The sequence below is a fragment of the Paenibacillus sp. GD4 genome, assembly GCF_030846225.1.
GTDB classification, from domain to species: Bacteria; Bacillota; Bacilli; order Paenibacillales; family NBRC-103111; genus Paenibacillus_G; species Paenibacillus_G silviterrae.
The window spans coordinates 3,077,881-3,090,864 of the sequence record NZ_JAVCYK010000001.1; the positions used below are offsets into that span (position 1 = coordinate 3,077,881).

General features: G+C 52.5%; 10 protein-coding genes. 6 read left to right on the forward strand and 4 right to left on the reverse strand.

Annotated elements, in window-relative coordinates:
- Positions 1-256: 256 nt before the first annotated feature.
- Entirely contained in the window at positions 257-2,695 is a 2,439-nt protein-coding gene (gene nirB / locus RAC89_RS14765; protein WP_306614339.1) for a nitrite reductase large subunit NirB, read from the forward strand.
- Between the two features lie 55 nt (positions 2,696-2,750).
- Entirely contained in the window at positions 2,751-3,080 is a 330-nt protein-coding gene (nirD, locus tag RAC89_RS14770) for a nitrite reductase small subunit NirD (RefSeq protein WP_284644994.1), read from the forward strand.
- A gap of 47 nt (positions 3,081-3,127) precedes the next feature.
- Here nirD and RAC89_RS14775 read toward each other — a convergent pair whose 3' ends face one another.
- A complete protein-coding gene (locus RAC89_RS14775) occupies positions 3,128-3,565 on the reverse strand; it encodes a hypothetical protein (protein WP_306614341.1) in 438 nt (145 codons plus the stop codon).
- A complete protein-coding gene (locus RAC89_RS14780) occupies positions 3,562-4,692 on the reverse strand; it encodes a GGDEF domain-containing protein (RefSeq protein WP_306614343.1) in 1,131 nt (376 codons plus the stop codon). The genes RAC89_RS14775 and RAC89_RS14780 overlap by 4 nt, the downstream gene beginning before the upstream one ends.
- A gap of 325 nt (positions 4,693-5,017) precedes the next feature.
- Between RAC89_RS14780 and tkt the strand changes: the two genes are divergently transcribed.
- Entirely contained in the window at positions 5,018-7,024 is a 2,007-nt protein-coding gene (tkt, locus tag RAC89_RS14785) for a transketolase (RefSeq protein ID WP_306614345.1), read from the forward strand.
- 22 nt (positions 7,025-7,046) lie between these two features.
- The gene (gene ppnP, locus RAC89_RS14790; protein ID WP_306614347.1) at positions 7,047-7,364 is read left to right on the forward strand and encodes a pyrimidine/purine nucleoside phosphorylase; all 318 of its coding nucleotides are present in this window, start codon (positions 7,047-7,049) and stop codon (positions 7,362-7,364) included.
- A gap of 764 nt (positions 7,365-8,128) precedes the next feature.
- Here the strand turns inward: ppnP and RAC89_RS14795 are convergent.
- Positions 8,129-9,256 carry an IS110 family RNA-guided transposase gene (locus tag RAC89_RS14795; protein WP_306612462.1) on the reverse strand — a complete coding sequence of 376 codons (1,128 nt, stop codon included), beginning with the start codon at positions 9,254-9,256 and terminating at the stop codon, positions 8,129-8,131.
- A gap of 144 nt (positions 9,257-9,400) precedes the next feature.
- Entirely contained in the window at positions 9,401-10,660 is a 1,260-nt protein-coding gene (locus tag RAC89_RS14800; RefSeq protein ID WP_306614348.1) for an NAD(P)-binding domain-containing protein, read from the reverse strand.
- Positions 10,661-10,789: 129 nt separating this feature from the next.
- Here RAC89_RS14800 and RAC89_RS14805 point away from each other — a divergent pair, with 129 nt between their 5' ends.
- Complete coding sequence (locus RAC89_RS14805) at positions 10,790-12,145, forward strand: glucose-6-phosphate isomerase (RefSeq protein WP_284643905.1); 1,356 nt, start codon at positions 10,790-10,792, stop codon at positions 12,143-12,145.
- Positions 12,146-12,236: 91 nt separating this feature from the next.
- Positions 12,237-12,887, forward strand: coding sequence for a YigZ family protein (locus tag RAC89_RS14810; protein ID WP_306616100.1), 651 nt, complete (start codon positions 12,237-12,239; stop codon positions 12,885-12,887).
- Positions 12,888-12,984 lie beyond the last annotated feature (97 nt).

Consider the following 12,984-nt stretch of genomic DNA (forward strand, 5'->3'; position numbering starts at 1 on the left):
AAGGGATTTTTTTGTTGTTGCCCAAAGACGAACAGTAACAAGAATGTTACATAGGATTGTTCGTGTCTACCCAAATGCAAAGTGAAAATGTTAATTAAACTAACATAAAACTATTGAATTTTACGTTTTTATTCGATATAGTTGGAATATACAGAAAATATGTCATATAATATAACACCAAAACTCAAATATTGGCGTGAGCTCAAAAGTTTTGTTATGGAATATGACGTAAAGTTCGGTGAGGGAGTGGAGAAGAATGAAGAAAAGACTAGTGCTGATAGGTAACGGGATGGCGGGTGTTTGGTGTGTGGAGCATATCCTTAAGCTGGCTCCGCAGCAGTTTGAAGTCACCATTTTCGGCAGTGAGCCGCATCCGAATTATAACCGGATCTTGTTATCCTCCGTTCTGGCGGGCGATTCCAGTATGAAGGACATCGTTCTCAACGACTGGGATTGGTACAAGGACAATCATATTCATTTCCATGCAGGGCATACGGTCACGAAGATCGACAAGGAACGAAAGACCGTTACCTCCGACAAGGGCGTTCAGGTGGAATACGATGAGCTCATCCTGGCGACCGGCTCCCTCCCATTCATGCTGCCGCTGCCGGGAGCGGATAAGGAAGGGGTTATCGCCTTCCGGGATATTAAAGATTGCGAGACGATGATCGATACCGCCAAGAAGTACAAGAAGGCAGTCGTCATCGGCGGAGGACTTCTCGGGCTGGAAGCGGCCAGGGGACTTCTAAACTTGAACATGGATGTATCGGTGGTCCACATTTACCGGCATCTGATGGAGCGTCAGCTTGATGAGACTGCAGCGCGTATGCTGCAATCGGAGCTTGAAAGTCAGGGGATGAAATTCCTGCTGGAGAAGCAGACGGAGCAGCTGGTGGGTAAGAAGCGGGTAACGGGAGTGAAGTTCAAGGACGGCACCTTGGCGGAGGCCGATCTGGTCGTCATGGCGGTAGGGATCCGGCCGAATGTGCAGCTGGCCAAGGACAGCGGCATTGAAGTCAACCGCGGGATTGTCGTTGATGATTTTCTTCAAACCAATATTCCGAACGTCTATGCGGTGGGGGAGTGTGCGGAGCATCGAGGCATCGCTTACGGTCTGGTGGCCCCCCTTTACGAGCAAGGCGATGTGCTGGCGAAGAAGCTGTGCGGCCTGGACTGCGAAGGGTATCAGGGCTCCGTAACCTCGACGAAGCTGAAGGTGTCCGGTGTTGATGTATTCTCCGGAGGTCAATATAACGATGTGCCTGGATCCAAATCAATTAAGTTTCAGGACGAATTCTCCGGTATCTATAAGAAGATCGTCATTCAAAACGGGAAAATCGTAGGCGCCGTCATGTTCGGCGATACCAGCGACAGCTCTCGCATCTTCAAGCTGATTCGTACCGGTGAGGATATTACGGGCCGGGAGAAGGAGGCTGTGCTTGGGGAGGGCTTTGGCCAAAGCGCCAGCGGCGGCTCGTCCGTCGCGGCTATGAGCGATGAGGAGATTATCTGCGGCTGTAACGGCGTCTCCAAGGGAACGATCGTGCAGGCCATTAAGGAGAAAGGCCTGACATCGATAGAGGAGATCAAGGCTTGCACCAATGCCTCAAGGTCCTGCGGAGGCTGTAAGCCGCTGGTAGGCGAGGTGCTGAAGTGCACGCTGGGCGATGATGCGGAGATCACCGTAGGCAAGGAAAGCATCTGCGGCTGCACGGCGCTTAGCCGTGACGAGGTAGTGGAAGCCATCCGGTCCATGGAGCTCACGACCGGCAAGGAAGTGCGCAACGTGCTGGGTTGGAGCCATCCCGAGGGCTGTTCGAAGTGTCGTCCTGCCCTGAACTACTATTTGGGGATGGTATGGCCGGAGGAGCACGCGGATGAGCGGGAATCGCGGTTCGTCAATGAGCGGAACCACGCGAACATCCAGCATGATGGGACCTACTCGGTCGTACCGAGAATTTACGGTGGCGTGACCTCCCCGCAAGAGTTGAAACGGATAGCCGAAGTAGCCGAAAAGTATGAGGTGCCAATGGTCAAAATCACAGGAGGGCAGCGGATTGACCTTCTTGGGGTAAAGAAGGAAGACCTGCCGTCTATGTGGGAGGATCTCGATATGCCTTCCGGTTACGCTTACGGCAAAGCGCTTCGCACGGTGAAGACTTGCGTCGGTTCCACCTTCTGCCGCTTCGGTACCCAGGATTCCATTGCGATGGGAATTAAGCTGGAGAAACGCTTCGAGCGGCTGAATACTCCGGCCAAGGTGAAGATGGCGGTGTCCGGCTGTCCGCGTAATTGTGCCGAGTCCGTCATTAAAGATTTCGGTGTCGTAGCGATTGACGGCGGCTGGGAGCTCTATGTAGGAGGAAACGGCGGCGTGAAGGTTAGAGCGGGAGACCTGGCTTGGAAGGTAAAGACCGAAGAAGAGGTGGAAGAGTACAGCGCAGCTTTCCTGCAATATTATCGGGAGCATGCGAAGTGGAACGAGCGGACCAGCGAATGGGTGGAGCGGGTTGGACTGGAATCCATCAAGGCGGCTTTGGATACCGAGGAGAAGCGTCAAGCTCTGATTGAGCGCATTAATAAAACACTTAGCCTGACGAAGGATCCTTGGAAGGAAATCACACAGAATCAAGCGTTGCGCTCGATGTTCGAGGCGCTACCCGGGCAGGAGACTGCCGCGGCGAGGGAGCAGTAAGTTTTTTACAGGTTATAGATAAAGAGAAAGTCATGGAGAGGATAGGTGGATGGAGATGGAACGAATCATGGTCGGTCATGTTTCTGACATTCCGGAGCTTAGGTCGAGAACGGTGACGCTGGATGGTGTGGAAGTGGCGGTGTTCAAGCTGTCGGACGGAAGGATTCGCGCTGTGGAGAACCGCTGTCCGCACAAGGGCGGCAAGCTGTCCGAAGGCATCGTATGCGATACGCACGTCTTTTGCCCGCTGCATGATTGGAAGATCAACCTGAAGAACGGCTTGGTCCAAGCGCCGGACGAAGGCTGTGTGACAACCTATGCGGTAGAGGTAGATGAGCAGGGATACATGCACCTGCTGCTGAAGCCGGAGACGAAGTCGGCCTAATTCGATACAAACAGACTGAGGCTTCCCATGCTTGGAGAAGGGAAGCCTCAGTTTTTGCGTTGGAGGGTAATACCTGCGCCGATCAACACCAGGCTGTAAAGGAAATGTCCTGCCAGCCACCAACCGATCGCTTGGGCGTCATACAGATCGGGGACCCGGTCCGAGAGCTGGGTCAAAGGGATATACAGCAGGGACGGAAGCAGCCCGAGCAGCCAGCCCCAAGTCCAGGGAGAGCGGCTTCCGAGCACAAGACCGACGTAGACGATCCCCAGCAGCAGGGAAACGATGAGATGAAGGGTAAATTCGAACCATTCCGGAAGTACCAATAGGCCTAAGGCGTCAGCGACGGGAAGAAAATCAATGTTCAAGAGCAGAGTATACACTTGGCTGCCTGTAAGCTGCTGAACGGTTCGCAGAAACAAGCCCAGCACCACCCCAGCAGCGAGGCCGAGAGTAAACCCTTGCACAAGCACACGCCGGCTCATACCCAATACCTCACGCCCGGTAACAATTCCATGCTGCCTGCGAAGGATTGCACAACGGTCTTGTTCTTGCCGGTGCGCTTGGCTGCATACAGTGCAGCATCGGCTCCCTTAAACAAAGCCTCCTTGCCTTCACCCTTCTTATACTCGGCGAGCCCGATGCTCAGGGTAGCTGCTTTCGAATCCAGCTCGGTATGGATGGTGGCCGCCAGCTTTTGGCGGATTAGCTCCACGATCCGGTACGATTCCTCCAGCGTCTTTTCTGTGAAAATAACGGCAAACTCCTCGCCGCCGTAGCGGGCGACAAAATCGTTAGGTGTAATCGTTTCCTTAATAATATGCGAAACGCGCATTAAGATGATATCTCCTACCCAGTGGCCGTAGGTGTCGTTGATGGTTTTGAAATTGTCGATGTCCAGCACGGCCAATTGCAGGGAAAGAGGATTGCTTTGGTTGTGTTCGATCAACTTCTCCAGGTATTCGTGAAAGGTCTTATGGTTGTACATATCCGTCAGGGCGTCCATCTTGGACAGCTTGTCCATAATAATATTCTGAACAAGCAGATCCTGCTTGGCCTCCGTTGCATGCTTCAGATTATTAAGAAGCTCGATCCCGCTGCCGGCAATGGCCAGGGCAATGACGGTAACGCCGGTATATAGAAACAAAATCCCGATGGTATGGACCGGCTCGAGCGTTTGGCGAAGCTCCGGATTTACGGCATATAACAGAGAAAAACAAACGAGAATAAGAGCGAAGGCGAATAAGATCCGATTTTTGTTAAAGGAAAGAACCGATGTCAGAATGGGGAAAATGTAGATGGCCGGGACGATACCGATGGATGGATTGATGAGAATAATCGATGTCGCGTAGATGATCCCGGTTAGAATGAGCAGCCAATCGCTTTGCATTTTGCGGTAGCGGTAGAGCAGCTCGGCAAGTCCCGTTACGGCGGCCAATCCGAGGGCTTGCAGCAGAAGCATCTCCTTGATATCGGCTGAATCCGGCTTAGCTTCTATATAGTACAGCGTGTATTCCAGAATGACGGTGAGCACGATGGTCAGCCAGTAGAGGTTGAGCATGCTACGATACGTTCGTCTGGTATTCGCAAGTTCCAGCAGCAGTTGGTTCATAAATCGACCCCTACCTTAAGTTCTAAAAATACAGGTATTTAGTACTATGTAACTATTCGCTCTCAAAGATAAAACTCCTTCGGGATTCTTGAACTTTTTTCCATAAAATTTATAAAAAGGGCCGTTCCGGTTTCCTGTGGCAAACTTCTGAAGAGAATGGTACAATAGGTCAAGTACAAAATTTTGCCTAGACGTTTGTGCACACGTGTGCACTGCTGAAGGATAAAAGGCCAGAAGCTCCCTTATGCTTCGGCATTGCAATAAGCTGATGCTGTATTGCATTGTCGCGGCAAATTCCAATTTACATTGTAGGAGGATAACTACTATGACGGTAACGAACAAATCGATCGAGCAATTATCCGTGGATACGATCCGTACCCTGTCTATCGATGCTGTACAGAAGGCAAATTCCGGTCACCCGGGCATGCCGATGGGCGCGGCGCCGATGGGGTATCAATTGTATGCGAAGCTGATGACGCACAATCCGGAGCAGCCGGAGTGGATCAACCGCGATCGCTTCGTATTGTCCGCCGGCCACGGCTCCATGTTACTATACAGCCTTCTTCACCTTGCAGGATACGACCTGCCTCTGGAGGAACTGAAAAATTTCCGCCAGTGGGGCAGCCTGACTCCGGGTCACCCGGAAGTCGGACATACGCCGGGTGTGGATGCCACGACAGGTCCATTGGGACAAGGCTTCGGTATGGCTGTCGGTATGGCGCTGGCTGAGGCGCATCTGGCGTCGGTATACAACCGCGACCAATTCAAAATCATCGACCATTACACCTATGCGATCTGCGGCGACGGCGACCTGATGGAGGGAATTTCCTCTGAGTCCGCATCCCTTGCAGGACATTTGAAGCTGGGCAAGCTGATTGTGTTGTACGATTCGAACGATATCTCGCTGGATGGCGAGCTGAACCTGAGCTTCTCGGAAAATGTGGCCACCCGTTTCGAAGGCTACGGCTGGCAGGTGCTTCGCGTAGAGGACGGCAACGATCTCGAAGCGATCAACAAGGCCGTGCTGGAAGGACAAGCTGATCCTCGTCCTACGTTGATCGAAGTGAAAACCGTCATCGGCTACGGCAGCCCGAACAAAGCAGGCAAGGGCGGTCACGTAGGTCCTCACGGCTCACCGCTTGGCGTAGACGAAGTGGCGCTGACGAAGAAAGCCTACGGCTGGGACGAGAACCAGCATTTCCATGTGCCGGATGAGGTGCGTGCGCATTTCGCCGAGAAGAAGCAGCAGGGCATTGAGGCTTACAACGCTTGGAAGAACCAGTTCTCCGAGTATGCCAAGGCTTACCCTGAGCTTGCAAAGCAGTTTGAAATCGCAGCAAACGGCGATCTGCCTGAGGGCTGGGATAAGGATATTCCTGCAGGCGCTTCGGCTGAGAAGGGTACTCGTACCGCTTCCGGCGTCGTGCTGAACGCGATTGCGAAGAACGTGAAGTCCCTCGTAGGCGGCTCGGCGGACCTGGAGTCCTCCACGATGACGCACCTGAAGGATCTGGGCGTGGCCACAGCCAAGGATTACAGCGGCCAGAACATCTACTTCGGCGTGCGCGAATTCGGTATGGGCGCGGCTGTGAACGGGATGCTGCTGCATGGCGGCGTAAAGGTATTCTGCGGTACGTTCTTCGTGTTCTCCGACTACCTGCGTCCGGCTATTCGTCTCGCGGCGATCATGGATGTTCCTGCCATCTACGTATTTACGCATGACAGTATCGGTGTCGGCGAGGACGGTCCTACTCATGAGCCGATCGAGCAGCTGGCTGCGCTTCGCGTGATGCCTAACGTAACGGTGATTCGTCCTGCGGACGGCAACGAGACGGCGGCGGCATGGCGCTATGCGGTAGCGAACAAGAACGGCCCTGTAGCGCTGATCTTCTCCCGCCAAGCGGCTCCTACGCTGGAGGGTACGGCTACTGGCGCAGTAGATCGCGGTGCGTATGTATTGTCCGACGCAGCCGGCGGCAAGCCGCAGGCGCAAATCCTGGCAACCGGTACGGAAGTGCAGCTCGCGGTAGCGGCTCAGAAGCAGCTGGCTGAAGAAGGCATCGCTGCCCGCGTCATCAGCATCCCAAGCTGGGAGCTGTTCGAGAAGCAATCGCAGGAGTACAAAGACTCCGTATTGCTTCCGGATGTGAAGGCGCGTCTGGCCATCGAGATGGGCGTATCCACCGGCTGGCATCGCTATGTAGGCGATCAAGGAGCGGTGCTCGGCATCGACACCTTCGGTGCATCCGCTCCGGGCCCTGTGCTTATTAAAGAGTACGGCTTTACGGTAGAAAACGTGGTTGCTAAAGTGAAGCAGCTGCTGAATAAATAAGAAAGACAAGGGGAACGAGAATATGTCTCAATTTGAGAACGTAACGATAGCCACGAAGGCGAACGTATATTTTGACGGCAAAGTAACGAGCCGCACAGTATTGTTCGCAGACGGCACGAAGAAAACCCTCGGTATTATGATGCCGGGGGAGTATGAATTCGGCACGGACGTTAAAGAAATTATGGAAATTCAACAAGGCGAGCTGAAGGTGCTGCTGCCGGACCAAACGGAATGGCTGCAAATCAGCGGCTCAGGTGAGTTCACCGTTCCGGCCGGCAAGAAATTCAAGCTGGAAGTAGCTGCCGTAACGGATTACATCTGCTCTTACATTCAAGAGTAAGCTTAAGACGCGAAATACCCCGCCTAGCCTCATTTGAGGTCGGGCGGGGTATTTATGTTCGTAGGGAGATAGTGTGAATAAATCACTCTATAACAGGTGGAACAGCGCACATGATAGCTGTAGTGGTAAAAAAACACCTTATCGAAGCCCCAGGGGAGGAGATGCTCCTCCATCTGGTCCAATAAGGTGATGAAATCACTTTAAGGCCATGGCTGAGGTTCAGTTTGGGTGCTGTAGCGCCACAAAATCACCTGATATGAACGAAACCGTCAAGTGCTCAGCACGTACCCTTGATTTGGAGTGCTCTAAAGTAAGCCTGTCAAATGCCTTTTTTGACAGGCGGTTCACTCTGCCCATACTTTTTTACTTCGGTCTGGCTGATCAAGCCAGACCCTGCCCTACGGCGAGTAACGGGGTGCAGGGGGCGTGCTCCCTGCTGTCTTTCTTTAATTTGAGCTTGTGGTTCGAATGAGTTTCATTCCTTGGCACGAGGGCAAAATGGTTCTTTGCGCCGGTTGGCAACCTGATATTCGTGGGTTATCACAAGTGAATTGTATACGACCAGAGAGCTTACCTGCTAAACTTACGACGCGCATGAAGCCGCACTACCTGAAAGATTGACTTTGCGCAGGTGATTTCCGCGGATTATTACTCTCTGCCTTGCTTTAGTACTTTGCCCTCGAGCCAAAGAATGTAACGTAACGCATTGCCTAACTCACTAAGCCGGAATCACTTCCTTTTTCATTCAATCATACCCTTATTTTTTATGCTGTGATGCTGTTTTTTTGCTTATCTACTTCCTTGGCTATGGCCCATATGAAACCTATAAGCTCTCGGGCTACTGCGGCGATGATGGTTCCTTTGTGCTTTCCTTTGAAAAGGAGCTTCTTGTATTTGTGGTGTAATCGCTTTTGTGCTTTCCAGGAGATATTGACAATTTCCGAACTCAGTCCTTTTTGCCTATCTCGCAGCGTTTTCCGTATGGCAGGTGAGCTCCGATAGCTCCAGGCGGCTTCAACCAATACCCTACGTATATGGGCATTTCCAGCTTTCGTTATCCCACCTTGCCAACGACTCCCCCCGCTAGAACGTTCTGATGGCACCAGCCCCACATAACTCATGAGCTGCTGAGGGGATGCGAATCTTCCTGCAATGTGGCCAAGTTCCGAAGCTACAGTAACGGCTGTAATTAGGGCAACGCCATGGAGCCCCTGCAATGCTTGGATCATGGTCGCTTGGCATCCTTCACTCGTTTGCTTCTCCATCTCCGCTTCATATCTTCGGATCCGGTTCGTAGCTTCTTGGATGCTGTTTCGGTATTCTTGGAATACCATATCCTCACAACACCGAGAAAACCGTAAAGTATCTAACCAATTTTCATATGGCTGAGTCCACACTCGAACGCCCTTGGGCGGGTGGATCTGATGGCGAAGCAGAAACTTGGTTAAACGCTGTTTATGCCGATTCCTGTCTTGTACGGCATCTTCCCTGGCCCGAACCAAATCTCGCAAGGCTTCATCCTCGGGACGTGGTACATAGATCTCTGTCAATTCATTTGCTCTCCAGAGCTGCGCTAGACGTACAGCATCTCTCTTATCTGTTTTTATTCGAGTATTCCCCTCTAAGTCTGTTGGTGCGATGACGCTGCATTCCACATACATCTCCAAAAGCCATCGATACAAGACGAACCCCGTAGGGCCAGCCTCATAGCATATACTTAACTTTACGTCATCATCTTTCATTAACTGATTAACTAGTTTACGAACAGCCTCCTTCGTATGCGAGATGACACCATGGAACCTGACGGGTTCATTTCTATTTTCGGGGGCGATGGCTACAGCTATTTTTTCTTTGGATACGTCTAGACCAACATATTTTATGGTTATACTCATTACTAAACCGACTCCTTTTGTTTGTAGCTCTGTTTTGGAATATTGATTTGATTGCTCAATCAATTGATTTCCAAATTCACCCTACGTAATGCAAAATGGTAGTCGGTTTCGTTCATTTTAACTTACCGCTCGATATGTGTCCGCCTATTCCGATTTCATGCGGATATATTCTTCCAGCTTCACCCGCACATAAGGCGGAAGCCCGGACAGCATACAGCCATAACGGAACAGGCCATTGTCATCATGCTCGATGCGGATGATCCTGGCGGTGACCGGAGGCAACCCGGCTTCCGGCTGGAAGTGAATGACAACGAACATGTCCTGTGCAAGCGGGAACGAGGAGACGATCTGAATGCCGCTTTCGGACAAGTCCACGAGGGTGGCATCCAGCGTCTGACCCGAGAAGGAGCCCTCTTGCTCCCACTGATAGACCGACAGATGAAGCTTGATATTCAGTTGAATCCTTGTGCTGCGGCGGCGATCTTGACCGGAGCCATTCCCAGCCGGTTGTTCCGGCTTGCCGCCTACCTGCTCGCTCATCCAGTCCTCGTAGCACTGAACGACGGAGCAGAGGTCCTCATCCCCGAGTCCCTTGGCAAGGCCCATCTGGAAGATGCTTGTCGCCGCGCGCAGCATTGGGGAAGGCAGCTGATAGCCGTTCGCTACGTTGCCCGCAAGCAGCAGATCCTTCAGCATAAGCTGGAGGGAGAATTGATTGCTGAAATCCCGGTTGATGATCTTGCTGCCCTTAAGCTCCGCCTGTCGGCTGTTTGCTCCCCCGGCCAGCACGATATCCAGGAAATCGGCCGCATTCAAGCCCGCCTTGGTGACCATCGACAGTCCTTCGACCAGGCCAAGCGCATTAATACCCACCATTGTATTATGGGCAAGCTTCGCGTGCGACCCCGAACCGGACGGTCCCATGAACACCAGCTTCCGGCCCATGGCTTCGAAGACGCCGCGGACCTCTTCAATCGCTTCCTCGTTTCCGCCGAGCATGAATACCAGTGTTCCGTCCTCCGCGGCAGGCTTGCTGCCTGTGACTGGAGCATCAATGAAATCGACATCATGCGATAGCAGCTCCTTGTAGAGCTTCCGGCTCGTCTCCGGAGAGACGGTACTGCAATCGATTACGATTTGGCCGGATCGCAGCCCCTGGAGAATTCCTTCTTCCCCGTAAAATGTATCCAGCACGACAGCATCTGTGGACAGCATGGTAATGACGATATCGGCCTGCTTGACCGCATCGGAAGGAGTTACCGCCACCTTGGCTCCAAGGTCCAGCAAATCGACCGCCTTGTCAGCGGTTCGGTTATAAACAATCACGGGGTAATGTTTTTTCAACAGATTGGCAGCCATAGGTTTACCCATAGTGCCCAACCCGATAAATGCAACAGTTTTCATCGGACAATCACCTCTTGGGAATATTGTAGCATTTCGGGATAAACATGTGAATGTTCACTTGCTTCCCACAGAGAGTTAAAGTATTCTATTTCTATATAGATACATACCTTTTAGGAGGAAACCGCGCTTATGAGTAATACATTGCGTTTCGACTACAGCAAGGCCATCGGCTTTATCGGGCAGCATGAGGTGGACTACCTGTCAGAGCAGGTAAAGACGGCGCACGAGCAGCTTCATAATCAAACCGGTGCCGGGAACGATTATCTCGGCTGGATTGATCTGCCTGTGAATTATGATAAAGAAGAGTTCGCCCGCATTCAGCAGGCGGCGAAGCAGATTCAATCCGACTCCGATGCGCTTGTCGTGATCGGGATCGGCGGCTCTTACCTGGGCGCTAGAGCGGCGATCGAGATGCTGTCGCACAGCTTTTATAATTTGCTGCCGAAGGAGCAGCGCAAGACGCCGGCGGTATATTTTGTCGGACAAAATATCAGCTCCACTTATGTAACACACCTGCTTCAATTGCTTGAAGGCAAGGACATTTCGGTGAACGTCATCTCCAAGTCGGGGACGACAACGGAGCCGGCGATTGCCTTCCGTATTTTCCGCGAGTATCTGGAGAAGAAGTACGGCAAAGAAGGCGCGCGCAAGCGGATCTATGCAACGACCGATCAAGCGAAGGGCGCACTTAAGAAGCTGGCGACCGAAGAAGGCTATGAGTCTTTCGTGATCCCGGACGATGTAGGCGGACGTTATTCCGTGCTGACAGCGGTAGGCTTGCTGCCGATCGCTACCGCAGGAATCGATATCGAAGCGATGATGAAGGGTGCGGCGGATGCCCGCGAAGCATACTCCAACCCGAACCTGGCCGAGAACGAGGCTTATCAATATGCCGCTGTGCGCAACGCCTTGTACCGTAAGGGCAAGACAGTTGAAATCCTCGTGAACTACGAGCCGTCCCTGCACTATGTTTCCGAATGGTGGAAGCAGCTTTATGGCGAGAGCGAAGGGAAAGACAATAAGGGGATTTACCCTGCTTCCGTGGACTTCTCGACGGATCTGCACTCGATGGGCCAATTCGTACAGGAAGGCAACCGCATTCTGTTCGAAACGGTAATTCAGGTGGCTGAAGTGCCGGAGCATATTACGATCGGTACGGATCCGCAGGATCTGGACGGGTTGAACTTCCTCAGCGGCAAGACCATGGATTTTGTGAACAAGAAGGCGTTCGAGGGCACCATGCTGGCGCATACGGACGGAGGCGTTCCTAACCTCATCGTTACGCTGCCGGATATGTCTCCCTACACGTTCGGATATATGGTATACTTCTTTGAAAAGGCATGCGGCATCAGCGGCTACCTATTGGGTGTGAATCCGTTCGATCAGCCGGGTGTCGAGGCTTATAAGAAAAATATGTTCGCGCTGCTCGGCAAGCCGGGCTTCGAGAAGGAAAAGGCTGCGCTGGAGGCCAGATTGAACGACTGATCCCGCGCCCTTCGATAAAGCGGTTCATCCCGGCCTAAAGGGGCGGGATGGCTGCTTTTTTTCAAAGGAAGGAGGCTGCTTGGCAAACATCATGCTGAACCAATATAAGACGCTGAAGCAGTTCGGACAAGCGGAAATCGTGATCAAGAAGTCGCGGTTCATCGGCTATGCCAAGCCCGTGCAATCCGAGGAGGAAGCCATAGCGTTCATCGAGGGGATTAAGAAGGAGCATTGGAACGCAACGCACAACTGCTCCGCTTATGTGATCGGTGAACGGGATCAGATCCAGAAGGCCTCGGATGACGGTGAGCCTAGCGGTACCGCAGGAAAGCCGATTTTGGAGGTTATTAAGAACCAGGGACTGAAGAATATCGTTGTCGTGGTCACCCGATACTTCGGAGGCATTATGCTGGGAGCGGGAGGCTTGATACGCGCCTATACGGATGGGGCCGTTATAGGGATTGCCGCGGCCGAGCCTGTGTACCGGGTGCTGCACCAGGAGGTGCTGGTCGAAATCGACTACACCTGGCACGGTAAGGTGGAGAATGAGCTGCGCAATCGCGGCATGCTGATTGCTGAGACCGCTTTTACCGATAAAGTCACGATTCACTGCTTGCCGCTGGCAGCGGATGCCGATCGATTCATCGCCTGGATGACGGATGTAACGCAAGGGCAAGGAACGATTATTGCAGGAGAAGCACGCTATATAGAACATGCCGAGCCCCCGATGCAGCTCACGTGACGGAAGAGAGCAGTTCAATGCATTCACTGTCATACACCCGGAATGGGGCCGGCAGCTTTGTAAATATCAGGATTCACTACATGGGGAATGTAAGGGG

What these genes read in the sequence shown, in the direction of transcription:
- tkt (WP_306614345.1), top strand. Translation starts at nt 5,018, where the DNA reads ATGACGGTAACGAACAAATCGATCGAGCAATTATCCGTGGATACGATC.
- RAC89_RS14800 (WP_306614348.1), bottom strand. Translation starts at nt 10,660, where the DNA reads ATGAAAACTGTTGCATTTATCGGGTTGGGCACTATGGGTAAACCTATG.
- nirD (WP_284644994.1), top strand. Translation starts at nt 2,751, where the DNA reads ATGGAACGAATCATGGTCGGTCATGTTTCTGACATTCCGGAGCTTAGG.
- RAC89_RS14795 (WP_306612462.1), bottom strand. Translation starts at nt 9,256, where the DNA reads ATGAGTATAACCATAAAATATGTTGGTCTAGACGTATCCAAAGAAAAA.
- ppnP (WP_306614347.1), top strand. Translation starts at nt 7,047, where the DNA reads ATGTCTCAATTTGAGAACGTAACGATAGCCACGAAGGCGAACGTATAT.
- RAC89_RS14805 (WP_284643905.1), top strand. Translation starts at nt 10,790, where the DNA reads ATGAGTAATACATTGCGTTTCGACTACAGCAAGGCCATCGGCTTTATC.
- RAC89_RS14780 (WP_306614343.1), bottom strand. Translation starts at nt 4,692, where the DNA reads ATGAACCAACTGCTGCTGGAACTTGCGAATACCAGACGAACGTATCGT.
- RAC89_RS14775 (WP_306614341.1), bottom strand. Translation starts at nt 3,565, where the DNA reads ATGAGCCGGCGTGTGCTTGTGCAAGGGTTTACTCTCGGCCTCGCTGCT.
- RAC89_RS14810 (WP_306616100.1), top strand. Translation starts at nt 12,237, where the DNA reads ATGCTGAACCAATATAAGACGCTGAAGCAGTTCGGACAAGCGGAAATC.
- nirB (WP_306614339.1), top strand. Translation starts at nt 257, where the DNA reads ATGAAGAAAAGACTAGTGCTGATAGGTAACGGGATGGCGGGTGTTTGG.